Genomic DNA, 16,647 nt, shown 5'->3' on the forward strand with positions numbered 1-16,647 from the left:
TTTATTGGTTTAAACATTAGATGTATATACACACAACTGAAATCAGAAATAAAAGTTCACCTGATTATGAAAAAAAATTAATTTCGAATAAATCCTTTTAAACCTCTTAAAAAAATTAACCCATGAGCTGTATACTTCCTGTAAATGGAATAAGTCCATTAATTCCATCTTCTTGTTGGACTGCACCTAATGCTACCATAGTAGGAGATGTCCAGTTAGGAGAGAATTGTACTATATGGTTTAATGCCGTCATCCGGGGCGATGTCAACGAAATCCGAATCGGGCATGAAACAAATATTCAGGATGGGGTTGTGATTCACTGCACCTTTAAAAAGGCTGGAACGTATATAGGTAATCAGGTTTCTATAGCGCACAATGCGGTAGTGCATGGTTGCACCATTCATGATCGAGTGTTAATAGGGATGGGTGCGATCGTGATGGATGGTGCTATTATTCATTCGAATTCCATTATTGCGGCAGGAGCGGTAGTGCTTGCTAACACTGTAGTTGAATCGAATTCCATTTATGCAGGGATGCCCGCAAAAAGGGTGAAGGAGATCGGCCCAGAGATGGAGGAAGTGATTTCTCGAACTGCAAAAAATTATCCTATGTATGCTACTTGGTTTGAGTAGAAAGTAAAAAAAACACTTTCGAACTATGTTTTTTGTTCAGTATAGGCTTTTTATTGCATTTCATTTTTATTACAGGATTTTTCGAGTAAATTTGTAATAATAATATTTTAATTTTTTATATAATTTTTTGAGTAAAATCATGGCTAAGAATTCTAGTTTAAATTTAAGCGGGCGAAGTATTGTTTTATTAGTTTGCCTTTTTATTTTTTTCAACATGATGTTGAAGCAAACCATGCCTCCGAGTTTGGTATTGGATTTGAAATTTGCTTATTCTGCTTCCGAAGCTTATCAAGCGCTTGATATCATGGGGGAAGAGATGAGGAAAGATTATATAAAATGTCTTTTGATTTTTGATATTCCTTATATGTTAATTTATACCCTTCTGTTTATTCAGCTTTTTAATTTTTTATGGAAAGGTTCTCAAGTCCGACTAGTTTGTGTTGGTGTATTAGTTTTTGATTTTTTTGAGAATTTAATGATTTACAGTATGATTCAAATTTTCCCTGACTATTCTTCCTTTTTAGGGTTTGGGGCCTCATTTTTCACGAGTACAAAATGGGTCTTTGTGGGCATTATGGTCGCCTTGAGTCTGATAGGAGCTTTGAAAAAGATTTTTTCACATGAAAGACAGGGCTTGCTTTAGGAAACCCATTGAATCATTGGAGGTATTTCTTATCTTCTTTGGCTTTAAAGCAAAATAGTAAGACCTTTGATGCCTAATTCAACGGTACTAATAACTACACCCAATATTCTTATGAAAGAGGAGTATTTCAAATGGTTTTCCCCTCATCTTCAGCGGGATGTTCAAATGCTTCGTTTTGGCCATGCCGGTTATCCGGTAGTGGTTTTTCCCACCTCAAAGGGCTCTTTTCATGAGAACCGTGACATGGGATTAATAGAATCAGCCAGATGGTATATTGAGCAGGGTTTAATCCAGATTTATTGTCCTGAAAGTAACGATGCTGATAGTTTTTACAACAAAAATATTCATCCTCATCAACGAATTCAGAACCACGTCGCATATGATAAAATGATTTGTCATGAGATTGTAGAGCGAATTCGTCTGAACACTTCAGTTGCAAAAGTGGTAGTGGCAGGATGTAGTTTTGGAGGGTATCATGCCGTGAATTTTGCTTTTAGACATCCAGGCTATGTAAGCCATTGCTTCAGTATGTCAGGAGCATTTGATATTCGTGATTTTATGAACGGCTATCAGCATGATGATATTTATTACAACAGTCCTTTGGAATATCTTCCTGGATTAAATGATCAGGAGCTTTGGAAAATGGATATCGTTTTGGGAACTTCCAACTGGGATATCTGCTTCGATGCAAATCTGAAATTACACGAAACTTTGAAATCTAAAGAGGTCGGGCACTGGTTGGACGTGCGACAAAATAAAAACCATGATTGGCCGGTCTGGAAAGAAATGTTTCCACATTATTTAAGTAGAATAAAATTTAATTAATCGATTAAATATCAATTTATTATGAAAAAAATTGGAATACTTTTTGGCATGGAGGATACATTTCCCCAAGCATTTATAGACCGGGTAAATCAGAAGGCTGAAAAAGGCATAATTGCCGAGGCTGTTCAGATTGATAAGGTTATTCAGAATAAACTTTCTGAATATGCAGTAATCATCGACCGAATCTCTCAGGATGTACCTTTCTACAGAGCATATTTGAAAAATGCAGCATTGACTGGTACGGCAGTTATCAACAATCCATTTTGGTGGAGTGCTGATGATAAATTTTTCAATAATGCTCTAGCTGACCAGCTCGGAGTTCCTCTTCCGAAAACTGTGATTTTGCCTTCAGCAAAGCATCCGGATGATACGACTTCCAAATCATTTAGAAATTTAAAAGCTCCTTTAGATTGGGAAGGAATCTTTGAATATGTAGGTTTTCCAGCCTACATGAAGCCTTATGCTGGTGGAGGTTGGAAGAACGTTTATCGACTTGAGGATAAAGAAGAGTTTTTCAAGACACACCCCCAAACTGGGCAGCTGGTGATGTTACTGCAGGAAGAAATTGTTTTTGAGGAGTATTTTAGAGTTTATTGTCTAGGGGGCAAGGCTGTCAAAATCATGCCTTATGAGCCTCGAAATCCACATCATCTTCGCTATGTGGTAGATCGTCCACCTTCCTCTAAAAAGCTTCTTGCTACTATCAAAGATTATACTATTCGTCTATGCAAGGGATTAGGGTATGATTTCAATACCGTTGAATTTGCGGTGAAAGACGGCATTCCGTATGCGATCGATTTTGGAAATCCAGCGCCTGATGCAGATGTGAATTCTGTTGGACAGGAAAACTTTGACTGGGTAGTAGAAGAAGCAGCCAAAATGGCAATCAGCTACGCTAAGGCTCAGAAACCCGGAAAAACGAATTTAACTTGGGGAACCTTCATGCGTGACTCAATCGCTGATTCCAAAAGATTTTAATCTTATCCCTAAAGAAACCATGACTGCACTTTTGAAGAAACTTCCGCAATTTACCCTTGGAGTGGAGGAGGAGTATCAAATTATTGATCCTGTTACCAGAGATCTTAGATCTCACATGTCAAAAATCGTGGAGGGTGGTAAGATATCCCTTCATGAGCAAGTCAAGGCAGAAATGCATCAATCTGTTGTTGAAGTAGGGACTAATATTTGCCAAAATGTTGCGGAAGCGCGGAGAGAAGTTTCTTTTCTGAGAAATAAGATTTCAGAATTAGCCGGTAATCAAGGACTGTTGGTAGGTGCTGCTAGCACGCATCCTTTCTCGAGATGGCAAGATCAGGAGATTACGGATGATCCTCGTTATCATAATATTGTTGACGAATTGAAAGACATTGCCAGATCAAACTTGATTTTTGGCCTGCATGTCCACGTGGGTATAGATAATAGAGATACTGCACTTCAGTTGATGAATCAGGCTTGTTATTTTCTTCCTCATATTTATGCACTGACGACCAATTCACCCTTTTGGGAAGGTAGAAATACAGGCTTCAAAGCATTTAGAGCCAAAATTTTCGCAAAATTTCCTAGAACTGGCTTACCTGAATATTTTGATTCGGTACAATCGTATGACAATTATTTGGAGACTTTAGTTAAGACAAATTGCATCGATAATCCAAAAAAAATCTGGTGGGACTTAAGAATTCACCCGTTCTTCAGTACGATCGAATTTCGAATTTGTGATATGTGCCTGACTGTTGATGAGACAATTTGTATCGTAGCTATCATTCAGGCGGTTGTGGCTAAACTGTACAAGCTCCTGATGAGTAATACCAGTTTCAATATTTATCGAATTGCCTTGATTCGGGAAAATAAGTTCAGAGCTGCTCGAAATGGTATAGAAGGTAAATTGATTGACTTTGGTAAGAAAATAGAAGTGCCGACCCCCGAGTTAATCTTCGAGCTTCTTGATTTCATTGATGATGTAGTTGATGAATTAGGCAGTAGAAATGAAATCGACTATGTCCATCAAATTTTCAAAAATGGAACTGGTGCGGATCAACAATTGGCAGTTTTTGAAAAAACTGGTGATTTGACAAAAGTGGTTGACTTAATTACTTCAAAGTTTAATCAAGGGATATAATCCCAGATATTACTTTTGCACAAAAATAAACCGACAAGCGAAGTGGGAAAGAAGAAATTAAATCTGGCGATATTAGATATGTATGATGGCGAGCCGAATCAAGGCATGCGCTGTATAAAAGATATTATCGGAAGATTTGAAAGTCAACTTAATTATAAAGTATTTGATGTAAGGGGGGAATCAGAACTTCCTGATGTCCAAGATTTTGATATTTATATTTCGACTGGAGGTCCAGGTAATCCATTGGAAGGTGACGGGAATTGGGATTTGAAGTATTTTGATTTTTTAGATCAAATCTGGATCTGGAATCAAAACCATAATCATAAAAAGTATATACTTTTAATTTGTCATTCTTTTCAAATGGCCTGTAAGCATTTTGGTTTGGGGCAATTGACCAAGCGAAAATCCACCTCTTTCGGAGTAATGTCTGTTCACAAAACAGCCGAAGGAAAGCAAGACAGAATGCTTCAAAATCTAGATAATCCCTTCTGGGCTGTAGATTCCAGAGATTATCAAGTGGTTCAACCTGACCACAAAAAGTTTAAAGTGCTTGGCGCAAAAATCTTAGCTCTCGAGAAAATCCGAGACCATGTTCAATACGAACGGGCAATTATGGCTATTCGATTTTCAGATGAAATGGTAGGCACTCAGTTTCATCCAGAAGCAGACCCAATAAGCTTCTTAAATCATTTGAAAAAGACGGAGGTTAAAGAGAAAATTATTGCTTCCAAGGGAAAAGCAAAATTTAGAGCGATGATTGAGCACTTGGTTGACGAGGATAAGATTTTCAAAACCAATGAAACCCTGATACCTAACTTTCTGGAAAATTCTATCCAGAGGGTCAAAAAATCTCAACTTCTAAATCTAGTATGATCAGCGCAAGAAGAGATAAATTCAATAGTGAGTTTACCAATGAAAGGTATCAATCCCTTCTAAAGGATATCGCATCTGATTTTGATTATTTGCCTACTTTTAGAATTGCTGAAACCCCATTTTTTATTCCTTCTGAGCTTAGAGATCAATTAATTGAGGCAAGCCATCAAGTTGTTGATTTTATAAGGAGGAAGGACTTCAAATCAATAACCCAGCGGGCTATTGATTTGAATACCAACGTTCCCAATGAGGACGCACATACCCAATTTTTGGCAATCGATTTCGGGATTTGTTCTGAAAATGGCGAACTAATTCCTAAACTTATCGAAGTTCAAGGATTTCCCTCCATTTTCAATTTTCAGGAAAATCTTTTCAAAAAATTAAAAGCACATTATCCTTTTTTGAAGGATATGACGCCTTTTTTTGAAGGAATCTCTGAAGAAAACTATCTTGATCTGCTTAGAAAAGTAATTCTAAAGGGATACCATCCTTCTGAAGTGATTCTTTTGGAAATTGAACCCGAAAAGCAGAATACGAAAATCGATTTTTATTACTGTAAAAAAGATTTAGGTATTCCTTTAGTTTGTGTGACTGAGCTGATAAAGGAAAATAAGAAACTTTTTTATCTCGACGAGAATGGTCAAAAAATTCAAGTGAAGCGAATTTATAACCGTGTTATTTTTGACGAATTAGACTTGAGAAAGGATCTTAAACTCCAATTTAGTTTTCAGGATGAACTCGAAGTGGAATGGGCTGGTCATCCAAACTGGTACACAAGAATTTCTAAGTATATTCTCCCATATCTCGAAGGGAAATATTTTATTGAGACGACACTGTTAAGTGAGTTGGAGCAAATTCCTAATGATCTTGAAAATTACGTTTTGAAGCCTCTTTTTTCATTCTCGGGTTCCGGTGTGGTTTTTAATGTTACTCCAGGGGATATTGCAAAAGTTACTCAAAAAGATCTCTATATTCTTCAAAAGAAGGTTCATTATGAGCCTGTTATCCATTCGCCCGATGGTAAAGTAAAAGTGGAAGTTAGGATTCTAGCACTTTGGCCCGAAGAAGACATCAAACCTACCTTTGTATGCAACCTTGTCAGGCTCAGTAGAGGTGAGATGATCGGTGTGAAATTCAATAAGGACAAAGACTGGGTAGGAGGGTCGATTGGACTGTTTGAGAAATAAAAAAAGAGCGCTTTAACAGCGCTCTTTTTTTATGGATTCCATCTAGCAGGATCATTTCTCCATTCTGAGAGAGATTTGAGTGTGTCATCCTGAATGTACTTGCGATGTACTGCTCTTGGAAGCAAAGCTTCGTAGTGACTCAAGCAGATTAATCTTACACCGGCATCCTCAAAGTTCTTAGTGGCTATATCAAAACCATAGGAAAATATAGCAACCATTCCTAAAACCTCAAATCCTGCATCTTTTAGGTCTTGTGTAGCTTTTAGGGAGCTTCCACCTGTCGAGACCAAATCTTCCACAACCACTACCTTTTGCCCAGGAACAACTTTTCCTTCGATCATATTTTCCATGCCATGACCTTTTGGCTTGGATCGTACATAGATAAATGGAAGATCTAAATCATTGGCTAAAAGGGCTCCCTGTGGGATTCCTGCAGTAGCTACTCCAGCGATGGCTTCTACAGTAGGAAAGAAATGTTGGATACTTCGTACCAACTGTTCCTTGATCATAGTTCGCACCTTTGGAAATGAAAGGGCGAGGCGATTGTCGCAATATATAGGTGATTTCCAACCAGAAGCCCAAGTGAAAGGCTTAGAAGGTTGAAGCCGAATGGCTTGAATTTCTAATAGCTTGTCAGCTATTTCTGCGGCTACATTTTGATCTAAAATTTCCATGACTCAAAAATAAGATATTAAGTTTGGTGAAGGTTGTTGCAACGTGAAAATTTATGCATTTTTGAATTTACTCAAGCAATAACGATTCAAAAATGAGAATCTTCGTCAATGACAAACCATTGGATCTAGTAAGCTACGAAGAATTAGACTCTTCGAAGAACTTTGAATCCGAATATTTCCCCTCAGATAGCCCTCCTTCAGAGATTTTTTGGGAAGATGATGTGTTAATTCACGAACCTTCACATGATTTGATTATTGGTTTGCTTTATACTTTGCGAACACGAAAATTAAAAAAACTTGATTCTATTACCTTGGTTACCAAAGATAAATCTGGCTTAAAGAAATTTATAAAAAGTCGTTTTTTGACAATCAAAGCCGCAGGAGGTGTTGTTACCAAAAAAGATAAAATCCTGTTGATTTATCGTTTAGGTAAATGGGATTTCCCAAAAGGAAAATTTGATAAAGGAGAAACCCCAATTCAATGTGCATTGCGGGAGGTAGAAGAAGAGTGTGCAATAAAGGTAAAAGCAGGTAAACCCCTCATCACAACTTGGCATACGTATACTCAGGATCGCAAAAGCATTCTCAAAAAAACCTATTGGTTTCAGATGGACTGTATCAGCGATGAAAAGATGACACCTCAAGCAGAAGAGGGAATCGAGGATATCAGATGGTTTTATGAGGGCGACGCCAAAATAGCATTGGTCAATTCTTACCCTTCCATGCGATTCCTTTTCAAGAACTTTTTAAAAACTCACCTCAAGACTCAGAGCTTATAAGGCAAAAATTCATTGACTTCTCCTCCAAAGCGATGCACTTCTCGGATAATCGTAGAACTAATAGCCGCATACTTAGGAGATGTTATAAGAAATACTGTCTCTAATTCCTCATTCAAGTAGCGGTTCATCTGGCTGATGGTATTTTCATATTCAAAATCAGTGGTGTTTCTAAGTCCTCTGAGCAGAAATTGTGCACCATATTTTTTTGCAAGGGTAGAAGTTAATTCATTGTAGATGACAACTTTTACGCGATCAGTATCCTGATATACTTGCTCTATTTGCTCCACCATCATTTGGATGTCGAAATAGCGATTTTTCTTAGTGGAATTATAACCTATTCCGATAATTACCTCGTCAAAAAGACTCAAACTCCTGATTACAATATCGTGGTGCCCAAGGGTATAAGGGTCAAATGAGCCAGGAAATATTGCTATCTTTTTCATGTTTCAGGAATATTGCCAGTTTACTTCAAAGAGATTGAGCGACTTTAAATTCTTGAAGCCTTGATTATAGTTTTGATTGGATGTTGGACTGATGATTCTAAAGTTTTGAAAATAGCTTTTTCCCCAATCTTCAGTAATTTTTAATGCTGAATCGAAACCGAGAATTGTGATTCTAACGTGAATTCGATCATATTTTAATTGTTTGATAAGAATCAGAATATATTTTAAAATATCATCCTCGGTATCTATATCAAACATATTGAATACTGCCAGCTCTTGGTCTGAAAATGCTGTGGCATACATATGACCCTCGAAAGAATAGATTAAAATTTCTTGACCGATGAGGTTGAATCGTTCTTTAAATAGATAAGAAAGAATAGAAACCGATCCGTGAAATAAATTTATTTCTGAAAACCTAGCGTCCAGTGATTTTTTGACTTTTTCTGGAATTGCAGAGACAATTTGGAGATTATTGCTGTCTAATGCCGAATTAAAATAAAACAGATTGCCTTTAGGTTTACCTGCAAATTCGAGATAAACAGCTTCATTTTCAGGTTGAAAAAGCACACCTGGCACTAATGCAAAATAGGACTGATGAATGTAGACGTTAATTGGTAGATCATTTCTCATTAATTGATCTGAAAGAATCAATTTGTCTAGATCATTCTCCGAAAAAGAGGAATAGGAATGGATACAACTATTGGATCCATTAGCATCTTTTGCAAAAATGTGAAGGGAATGAGGATATAAAAAAAGTGATAGACCCGATACTTCTTGAATATCAAATCTATCACTTTTAAATACTTTAAGGTCGGTTTCCAAAATCTGGTATTATTTCCAGTTACCTTCTGTTGAAGCGTCTGTTCTAGAACCTACTTTAAGAGCTTTTTCATTGTTGTTTAATCTTCTTTCTGGGTTGATAGGAGCAGGGTCTCTGATTTCAAATACGTTTACATCGTACTGATTTCTTTCAACTTTGTCTGCAAAGAATTCAAACATTTTTCCTCCCGATCCAGGAACTACTGCAAGAGCTTCCAAGTTGAAGTCAGGATACTTTCTGTCGTTGAACAAAGAATCAATCACATTTACAGATCCAAGTGTATCAAATTCAACAGTGATTTCTTCTTTTCCGTATTCTAGAAGTTTTGTAGTTTCAGTTCGCTGAACGATCCAGATTTTACCTTCTTCAATAAATTTCTTAAGGTCATTCCAATTGTCAGCATATTCACCATTTGAAGCCTGATAAGCTAACTCAGCATCTCGAAGCATTTGAAGTTTTTCGATAATTGCAGCTTCAATCAGAGCGATTTTTTTCTCCTCTTCCACTACATCATCTACACCCTTCCAAAGAAGGTATCCTAGACCAATTGCTACTGCGAAGAAAACTAGTGATAGTACTTTTGATAAATTCATTTTGCTTTAATTTTAAAATCTGGGTATGGTTGAAGGTTTTTAAAACGTGCTATTTTAGAGAATTATTTTCAAAATTAAAATATCCTCGCAACAATACTAGGTCCTGAAGAGAATTAATTCTCCAAAAGATTTGATGAAGGGTATCTTTGGGCAATGATTGGAGGTCTTCGAAAGCCATCCAGCGCATTTCTTCAATGATTTGTTGATCAGGAAGCAGTTCTGGATCTGTCCCAAGTTTTAAATGTCCGGATTTTGTCTTGACAGAAAAAAAATGCTCCATTCCATGAAGAGGTGGTTTCAAGTACTCATGAACGAAAAGATATTCACCTATTTCTATGTGAAGACCTGTTTCTTCAGAAAACTCTCTAATGAGATTTTCTCTTGCGGATTGTCCAAAATTCATCCCTCCACCGGGAACTGACCAAAGAATCCTGCCATTTCCCATTTTATGCTTGATCATCAAAAGTTTATTATCCTCGATCAAAATACCGTTTACCCTCATTCGTAAATGATTTCCGAATTTAGATTCGATTTCTTTGCTGATTTTGTCGTTTGCCATTTACTTTCGTTCTATGTCCAAAGATAAGGAGCCTTCTCTCAAGCCTTCCATTTTACTTACTTCAAATTTTCCCTTTGCTCCAACTTCGGGTCAAGCTGCATTTTTTTCCAAAATGGATCGTTTTCTTAGTTTGCCTGCCGAAAGTAAAGCCACTTTTGTCCTTCGGGGATATGCTGGTACTGGAAAGACCTCTGTTATTTCAGCCTTGGTCAAAACTCTCCCACGATTGGGGATGCGTTCCTTATTGCTGGCTCCTACAGGAAGAGCAGCGAAGGTCATGAGCAATTACAGTGGGAGAGCGGCTTATACAATCCATAAAATCATTTATAAGCCCAAAGGAGAAGATGGGAGTCTATCAGGTGGCTTTATTCTCCAGAAGAATTATTATAAAGACACAATTTTTATCATTGATGAATCATCCATGCTAGCTGATGATGGAGGAATGTCAGGAAATCTACTGGGGGACTTGATTCAGTTTGTTTTTTATGGTGAAAGAAACCGCTTGATCTTAGTTGGTGACACCGCTCAGCTTCCACCCGTAGGTAGTGATTACAGTCCGGCTCTTGAGGCGGGATATCTTTTAAGGCATTTCCGCTTGGAGGCAGATCAGATCGAACTGACAGAGGTAATGCGCCAAAAATTGGAATCAGGGATTTTATTTAACGCAACAGCACTCAGAGAACAATTAAAACTTGAAAAGCCCGAAATAAAAATATCGACCAAAGCTTTCAAGGATACTTTTAAGATGACAGGAGAGCGGCTTGAGGATGGTCTTAGATACGCCTATGATAAATATGGGACAGAGAATACCACCATTGTGACCAGATCAAACAAAAATGCCGTCCAATACAATCAGTATATCCGAAGAGTTATCCATTTTTTTGATGATGAGATCAGTTCGGGTGATTTGCTTATGATTGTCAAAAACAATTATACGTATATGGCTGAATCAGATCGTGTGAATTTTCTTGCAAATGGAGATATGGCTGAAGTAATGAAAATTCGAAATTTTGAGGAATTTTATGGCTTCCGGTTTGCAACACTGGAACTTAGACTCCTGGATTATCCGGATGAGCCTCATTTTGAAGCCAAAGTTATTTTGGATACACTTCATTCACCTAGCCCATCATTGACTCGGGACCAATACAGAGAGCTTTATCGGCAAGTTTCGGAGGATTATGCAGATGTGGCAAACAAGGGAGAACGGATGGAGCTGATTAAAAAAGATCCCTTTTTGAATGCGTTACAAATCAAATTTGCCTATGCCTTAACCTGTCACAAAGCACAAGGTGGGCAGTGGAAGGCTGTTTTTGTCGATCAGGGATACTTACCCGAAGAGCAAATAGATCGGGATTTTACGAGATGGCTTTACACGGCGATCACGAGAGCTACGGAAGAACTTTACCTTGTAAACTTTGATCAGTCGTTCTTTTTCAAGGCGAAAAATGATAAAGAATCTGATTAGGGACTATGCAGATAATGATTTAAATGAGCATAATTGGCATCATTTTTTCTAAATTTGAATCTATAAAGTACAATTAACGTTTCTCTTTTAGTCTAAAATTGAACTTCTGAATCAAATAAACATAACCATGAAAAAAGTAGGAATTTTATTTACACTTCTTGCATTAGTGTTTGCTTTTAATGCAAGTGCCCAGGAAGCAACATCGGGAGCTGCCATCACTTTCAAAGAAAAATCCATTGATTTTGGAGACATCGTTCAAGGAGATAAAGTTTCTCATACTTTCGAACTCACCAATTCAGGTTCAACCCCTCTGATTATTTCGAATGTAGCAGCAACTTGTGGATGTACTGTTCCTGTTTGGCCAAAGGAGCCAATCGCGCCAGGAAAATCTGCAGAAATCAAGGTTTCCTTTAATTCAGCAGGAAAAATGGGGAAACAGAATTCTGTCGTACGAATTTACTCCAATGCCTCAGAACCAATCGAAAAAGTATCTTTGATCTCAAATGTATTGCCCAAAACCAATTAATAAATTGATTTTGTATTCCCTTTAAATAACACTAAAGCCCGGTTTAATCCGGGCTTTTTTTATTCACAGAACTTATCCAGTAGCTTTTTGTGTTGCATTCAAGTTATATGAAGAAATCAACCACCACCCCAAAAGAAAAAAGAGTTACGATGAGCTCGGTATTTAAGACCATAATTTGGCCTCGCCGAAAGCATTTATTTTTAGGACTCTTTCTGATTGTTATCAGTAGACTAGCTAGTCTGGTCTTACCAGGGGCTTCAAAGATTCTTATTGATGATGTCATCCCAAGTAATGACTTAACGATGCTCAAGTGGCTAATTGCAGGTGTCGTGGCAGCGATTGTGGTCCAATCCACTACATCTTATGCACTAACTCAAATTCTAAGCGTAGAAGCGCAGAATCTAATCTCTAAACTCAGGTCACAGGTTCAAGCACATATCATCAAACTTCCGATTCGATTTTTTGATAATACTAAAACCGGCGAACTCGTCTCTAGAATCATGACAGATGTAGAAGGAGTTCGGAATTTAGTCGGAACTGGTTTCGCGCAAATGATTGGAGGTATTCTTACAGCAGTCATTTCACTTTTCTTATTGATCAGTATCAGCCCAATGATGACGCTTTATGTGTTGCTTCCTGTGGTCGTTTTTGGATTGGTTTCGCTGAAAGCTTTTGGGAAAATTCGTCCCATCTTTCGCGAACGTGGGAAGATTAATGCCCAAGTTACCGGTAGACTCACAGAAACACTCGGCGGAATCCGAGTGATCAAAGGCTTCAATGCCGAAGAACAGGAGATCCGAACTTTTGCAAAAGGAGTGGATGAATTATTTCAAAATGTGAAAGCAAGCTTAACAGCAACGAGTTTAGTAACCTCTGCAGGCGCACTTCTCTTAGGATTGGCTTCAGCTGGAATCATGGGAATGGGTGGGTATATGATCATGCAGGGAGAAATGACCTTTGGGGATTTTCTTGCTTTTACCCTTTACTTAGGATTTATGATTGCGCCGATTGTTCAAATGTCAAATATTGGGAGCCAGCTTACAGAGGCTTTTGCAGGATTGGATCGAACAGAAGAAATCATGAACACACCATTGGAAGCGGATGATCGAAAGCGAACTTTGGCAATTCAGGATTTTCGTGGAGACATCGTTTTTGAAAACGTCTCATTCGCTTATGAAGAAGAAAAGGATGTGATCAAAGGAGTGAGTTTTTCTGCTCCTGCAGGCTCTGTGACTGCTTTAGTGGGTACGTCTGGCTCAGGAAAAACAACCATTGCCGGCTTAGCTGCCACTTTTTTAAATCCTGATTCAGGAAAAATCACCTTGGATGGAAACGATCTCCAGACGATTACCCTTGAATCATTCCGTTCCAGACTCGGGGTCGTGCTTCAGGATGATTTTCTTTTCGAAGGGACAATACGAGAAAATATCCTCTTTCCAAGACCTGATGCAACAGAAGCTAGGCTTCTTGAAGCTGTTCATGCGGCTCATGTTCAAGAGTTCACCGATCGCTTTGAATTAGGGTTGGATACGCTGATTGGAGAGCGTGGTGTGAAGCTTTCCGGTGGACAGCGCCAACGAATTGCTATCGCAAGAGCGATTCTTGCTGATCCAAAGATTTTGATTTTAGATGAAGCTACGTCAAACTTAGATACTGAATCGGAGACTTTGATTCAGGCAAGTTTGAAAGAATTGATGAAAGGCAGAACGACCTTTGTGATTGCTCACCGATTAAGTACGATTCGCCAAGCAGATCAGATCTTAGTGGTAGAACAAGGGGAAATAGTAGAGCGAGGAAGACACGATGAGTTGATTGCTTTGCAAGGCAGGTATTTCCAACTCTTCACCTATCAATCTAGAATTTAAATTAGCTGGTTTTTTTGCCTCTTGAGGTAAGAGACAAAATGACTACGGTCAAAAAGATAAAAATGGTCCCTATCCAATCCATTATTCCAAAATAGACTCCTAACCAAACCACCGCGGTTCCCGCAGCAGCCAAAGGCTCAACGCTGCATAGTAAGCTTGCATTGGTAGCTCCGATAATGGTGACGGAGGAAAGGAATAAGTAAAACGCTAATACGGTTCCGAAAAGGATGATATATGCGAAAGCTAGAAAAGTCTCTAGATCCCAAATGCCCTGAATTTCCCAGGGCTTCATAATTGGAATCATCACTAATCCGCCAACCAGCATTCCCCAGCCTGTGATTGTTGCTGGAGAGAATTTCCGTAATAAGCTTACTGGAAAAATGGTGTAAAAAGCTAAAGCTAGCGCAGAAAGCAAACCCCAAATTAAGGCTTCATCACTGATCACCAAGGAATCAAAACTACCATGGGTCACTAACAAAAATGTTCCCGCTAGGGCCATGAAAAGTGCTGTATACTCAGTCCAATTGGGTAATCTCCTGTTCTTTATGGCAAAAAAAGCAACAATCAATACGGGGCCTAAATATTGTAAAATGGTGGCTGTCGCCGCATTGGATAATGAAATGCTGTAGAAATAGGTGAATTGAACAGCTACCATCCCCAGAATCCCAAAAAGAATGATTTGGAAGGCATCTATTGGCTTTTTCCAAACTTGAAAGGTGTCCCTTTTCTTTTGTGAAAGAGAGAAAATCAACAATAAGACGCCTCCCAATACTAATCTCCAACAGACCAACCAGCCTGGATCAAGGCTTTTTTCCTCAAAAAGGAACTGGGCACATGTCCCTGAAACTCCCCAAAATATTGCAGATACGACAGCCATAATCAGACCAGGCACCTTTTGATAAGCGGTTGGGATATTCATCATCTCACTTGGATCTGATAGGTAAATTGATTTTTTGAAGAATTATTTCCCAATTTCTCGAATGACTTTTGCCACCTCTGCGATTTTCGATACTTGGAAAAATCGTTCATGAGAAACTTCATGCGCGATGGTCTCATGCTCCCAAGTGATGTGAAATGGGATGTGGATTGCAAAGCCGCCAAGATCCAAAACAGGTAAAATATCAGATTTGAGACTGTTTCCCAGCATTAAGAATTCATCAGGCTTGATATCCAAATGCCTGATAAGTTTATTGAAGTCAGATTCTTTCTTATCACTCATGATCTCAATATGGTGGAAATGTTGTTCCAATCCTGACTTTTTCAACTTTCGCTCCTGATCCAGCAGATCACCTTTAGTGGCGAGCACTATTCGATAATCACCATTTAATTCTTTCAAAACCTCTTCTACACCAGGAAGTAATTCGACTGGTTTTTCCAGCATTTCTCTACCGATTTGGAGAATTTTCTCCACCATGGCCATCGAAATCTTTTGATTAGAAATCCGCATTGCTGTTTCGATCATCGAAAGCATAAATCCTTTAATGCCGTAGCCATAAAGCTTGAGATTTTCAATTTCAGTATGATATAGTTCCTTTAAGGTGCTGTGCTGAGGCATAAAATCCTCTAAGAGCTCAGCGAATCTTTCTTCTGCCTCACGAAAAAAGGGTTCATTTACCCAAAGAGTGTCATCCGCATCAAAGGCGATTACTTTTATTGCCATATCAAACCGAAAGTTTTGAGTGTTAATCTTGCAAGTTTTTGATCCAATCCAAAAGGACTCCTCTCCAATTCTCCATCGGTCCTTTACCTAAGCCAAAGGCAAATCCATGCCCACCTTTTGGATACACATGAAGTGAGGTAGAAATGCCTTTTTCACGAAGTGCCGCATAATAAAGCAAGGAATTCTCAACTGGCACAGCGGTATCATCTCCAGCATGAACCAAAAAAGTTGGAGGGGTATCGGTTGTTACATTCAATTCTGCTGAGAATCGTTTCTTCAACTCCTCAGTTTGGTTTTCTCCCAAAAGTGCTTTCATAGATCCGGAATGGATGGCAGGATTCACAAAAGTGATCACTGGATAAACTAAAATTGAAAAATCTGGTCTTGCAGAAAGCTGATCAATGGAATCCATCGGACGATCTACTACATGATTGTATTGCGTGCTTAATGTCGAAGCCAAATGACCGCCTGCCGAGAAACCCATTATTCCGACTTTAGCCGGATCAATATTCCAAGCTGGCCCATTTTGCCGAACCATGCGAATTGCACGCTGAGCATCCATCAGCGGCACTTCCTTCGGGTCAGTAAGTGACGCAGATTTTGGAAGTCGGTATTTCACCACGATACCCGCGATTCCTTGTGAATTGAGCCATTTTGCAAAATCAGTCCCTTCCCAATCATAGGCTAAAATGCTGTAACCTCCTCCAGGGAAGATGACCACAGCTTGTCCAGTTGCAATTTGTTTTGCTGGAAGATACACCTCAATCGTGGGGATTTGAACATTCCCAATTCTTACGATTCCTTCAGCAACTACTTCCTCTTTGAGGTCCATAGCCTTTTGAAGTGGAGGAGTTCCTTCCCATAAGGGTAAAGTAACTTGTTGTGCTTGAATGGAAGGGAAGATCATAGCTAGTACCAAAAGAAGGAAAAGTGATTTCATAGGTTTATAATTTGTTTTTTAGCGGTCATATAGCCTGTCCCGTCCCG

General features: G+C 38.6%; 19 protein-coding genes. 11 read left to right on the forward strand and 8 right to left on the reverse strand.

The features are described 5' to 3' along the window. The first annotated feature begins 122 nt into the window (after positions 1-122). From BVC88_RS17685 to BVC88_RS17715, 7 genes are all read left to right on the forward strand, one after another. On the forward strand, positions 123-632 hold the full coding sequence (locus tag BVC88_RS17685) for a gamma carbonic anhydrase family protein (RefSeq protein WP_075352056.1): 510 nt from the start codon (positions 123-125) through the stop codon (positions 630-632). Between the two features lie 139 nt (positions 633-771). Then, positions 772-1,275: a hypothetical protein gene (locus BVC88_RS17690; RefSeq protein ID WP_139316599.1), complete on the forward strand. Its 504-nt coding sequence runs from the start codon at positions 772-774 to the stop codon at positions 1,273-1,275. A 111-nt stretch (positions 1,276-1,386) separates the two neighbouring features. Next, complete coding sequence (locus BVC88_RS17695; protein WP_075352135.1) at positions 1,387-2,100, forward strand: esterase family protein; 714 nt, start codon at positions 1,387-1,389, stop codon at positions 2,098-2,100. 21 nt (positions 2,101-2,121) lie between these two features. Then, entirely contained in the window at positions 2,122-3,078 is a 957-nt protein-coding gene (locus BVC88_RS17700; protein ID WP_075352058.1) for an ATP-grasp domain-containing protein, read from the forward strand. A 19-nt stretch (positions 3,079-3,097) separates the two neighbouring features. Next, the gene (locus tag BVC88_RS17705; protein WP_217694771.1) at positions 3,098-4,216 is read left to right on the forward strand and encodes a carboxylate-amine ligase; all 1,119 of its coding nucleotides are present in this window, start codon (positions 3,098-3,100) and stop codon (positions 4,214-4,216) included. Positions 4,217-4,258: 42 nt separating this feature from the next. Next, entirely contained in the window at positions 4,259-5,089 is an 831-nt protein-coding gene (locus tag BVC88_RS17710; protein ID WP_317044979.1) for a type 1 glutamine amidotransferase, read from the forward strand. After that, positions 5,086-6,276 (forward strand): hypothetical protein, encoded by a 1,191-nt coding sequence (locus BVC88_RS17715; protein WP_075352059.1) that lies wholly within the window; start codon positions 5,086-5,088, stop codon positions 6,274-6,276. The genes BVC88_RS17710 and BVC88_RS17715 overlap by 4 nt, the downstream gene beginning before the upstream one ends. A 29-nt stretch (positions 6,277-6,305) precedes the next feature. On the opposite strand, the gene pyrE is transcribed toward BVC88_RS17715, so the two are convergent. Then, positions 6,306-6,950: an orotate phosphoribosyltransferase gene (pyrE, locus tag BVC88_RS17720; protein ID WP_075352060.1), complete on the reverse strand. Its 645-nt coding sequence runs from the start codon at positions 6,948-6,950 to the stop codon at positions 6,306-6,308. 92 nt (positions 6,951-7,042) lie between these two features. On the opposite strand from pyrE, the gene BVC88_RS17725 reads away from it, so the two are divergent. After that, positions 7,043-7,729 (forward strand): NUDIX hydrolase, encoded by a 687-nt coding sequence (locus tag BVC88_RS17725; protein WP_075352061.1) that lies wholly within the window; start codon positions 7,043-7,045, stop codon positions 7,727-7,729. Here the strand turns inward: BVC88_RS17725 and coaD are convergent. From coaD to BVC88_RS17745, 4 genes are read right to left on the reverse strand one after another with little or no spacing between them, the layout of a single operon-like run. Further along, positions 7,717-8,172 (reverse strand): pantetheine-phosphate adenylyltransferase, encoded by a 456-nt coding sequence (gene coaD, locus BVC88_RS17730; protein ID WP_075352062.1) that lies wholly within the window; start codon positions 8,170-8,172, stop codon positions 7,717-7,719. The genes BVC88_RS17725 and coaD overlap by 13 nt on opposite strands. A 3-nt stretch (positions 8,173-8,175) precedes the next feature. Then, positions 8,176-8,994, reverse strand: coding sequence for a DUF3822 family protein (locus tag BVC88_RS17735; RefSeq protein ID WP_083639144.1), 819 nt, complete (start codon positions 8,992-8,994; stop codon positions 8,176-8,178). Between the two features lie 9 nt (positions 8,995-9,003). After that, positions 9,004-9,585 carry a hypothetical protein gene (locus tag BVC88_RS17740; RefSeq protein WP_075352064.1) on the reverse strand — a complete coding sequence of 194 codons (582 nt, stop codon included), beginning with the start codon at positions 9,583-9,585 and terminating at the stop codon, positions 9,004-9,006. Between the two features lie 49 nt (positions 9,586-9,634). After that, positions 9,635-10,144, reverse strand: a complete 510-nt coding sequence (locus BVC88_RS17745) for an NUDIX domain-containing protein (protein WP_075352065.1) — start codon at positions 10,142-10,144, stop codon at positions 9,635-9,637. Positions 10,145-10,157: 13 nt separating this feature from the next. On the opposite strand from BVC88_RS17745, the gene BVC88_RS17750 reads away from it, so the two are divergent. The 3 genes from BVC88_RS17750 (at position 10,158) to BVC88_RS17760 (ending at position 14,000) form a co-directional block, all read left to right on the forward strand. After that, the gene (locus tag BVC88_RS17750) at positions 10,158-11,609 is read left to right on the forward strand and encodes an ATP-dependent DNA helicase (RefSeq protein WP_075352066.1); all 1,452 of its coding nucleotides are present in this window, start codon (positions 10,158-10,160) and stop codon (positions 11,607-11,609) included. 127 nt (positions 11,610-11,736) lie between these two features. Next, the gene (locus BVC88_RS17755) at positions 11,737-12,135 is read left to right on the forward strand and encodes a DUF1573 domain-containing protein (RefSeq protein WP_075352067.1); all 399 of its coding nucleotides are present in this window, start codon (positions 11,737-11,739) and stop codon (positions 12,133-12,135) included. Between the two features lie 107 nt (positions 12,136-12,242). Further along, positions 12,243-14,000, forward strand: a complete 1,758-nt coding sequence (locus BVC88_RS17760; RefSeq protein ID WP_075352068.1) for an ABC transporter ATP-binding protein — start codon at positions 12,243-12,245, stop codon at positions 13,998-14,000. A gap of 1 nt (position 14,001) precedes the next feature. Here the strand turns inward: BVC88_RS17760 and BVC88_RS17765 are convergent, their stop codons facing one another. Genes BVC88_RS17765 through BVC88_RS17775 form a run of 3 tightly spaced genes read right to left on the reverse strand, consistent with a single transcriptional unit; the run spans position 14,002 to position 16,600 of the window. Beyond that, positions 14,002-14,922, reverse strand: coding sequence for a DMT family transporter (locus BVC88_RS17765; protein ID WP_245803676.1), 921 nt, complete (start codon positions 14,920-14,922; stop codon positions 14,002-14,004). A gap of 39 nt (positions 14,923-14,961) precedes the next feature. Next, positions 14,962-15,660: an HAD family hydrolase gene (locus BVC88_RS17770; RefSeq protein WP_075352069.1), complete on the reverse strand. Its 699-nt coding sequence runs from the start codon at positions 15,658-15,660 to the stop codon at positions 14,962-14,964. Between the two features lie 22 nt (positions 15,661-15,682). After that, complete coding sequence (locus tag BVC88_RS17775) at positions 15,683-16,600, reverse strand: alpha/beta hydrolase (protein ID WP_075352070.1); 918 nt, start codon at positions 16,598-16,600, stop codon at positions 15,683-15,685. Between the last annotated feature and the right edge of the window lie 47 nt (positions 16,601-16,647).

It is taken from the genome of Algoriphagus marinus (genome assembly GCF_001936475.1).
Classification (GTDB): domain Bacteria; phylum Bacteroidota; class Bacteroidia; order Cytophagales; family Cyclobacteriaceae; genus Algoriphagus; species Algoriphagus marinus.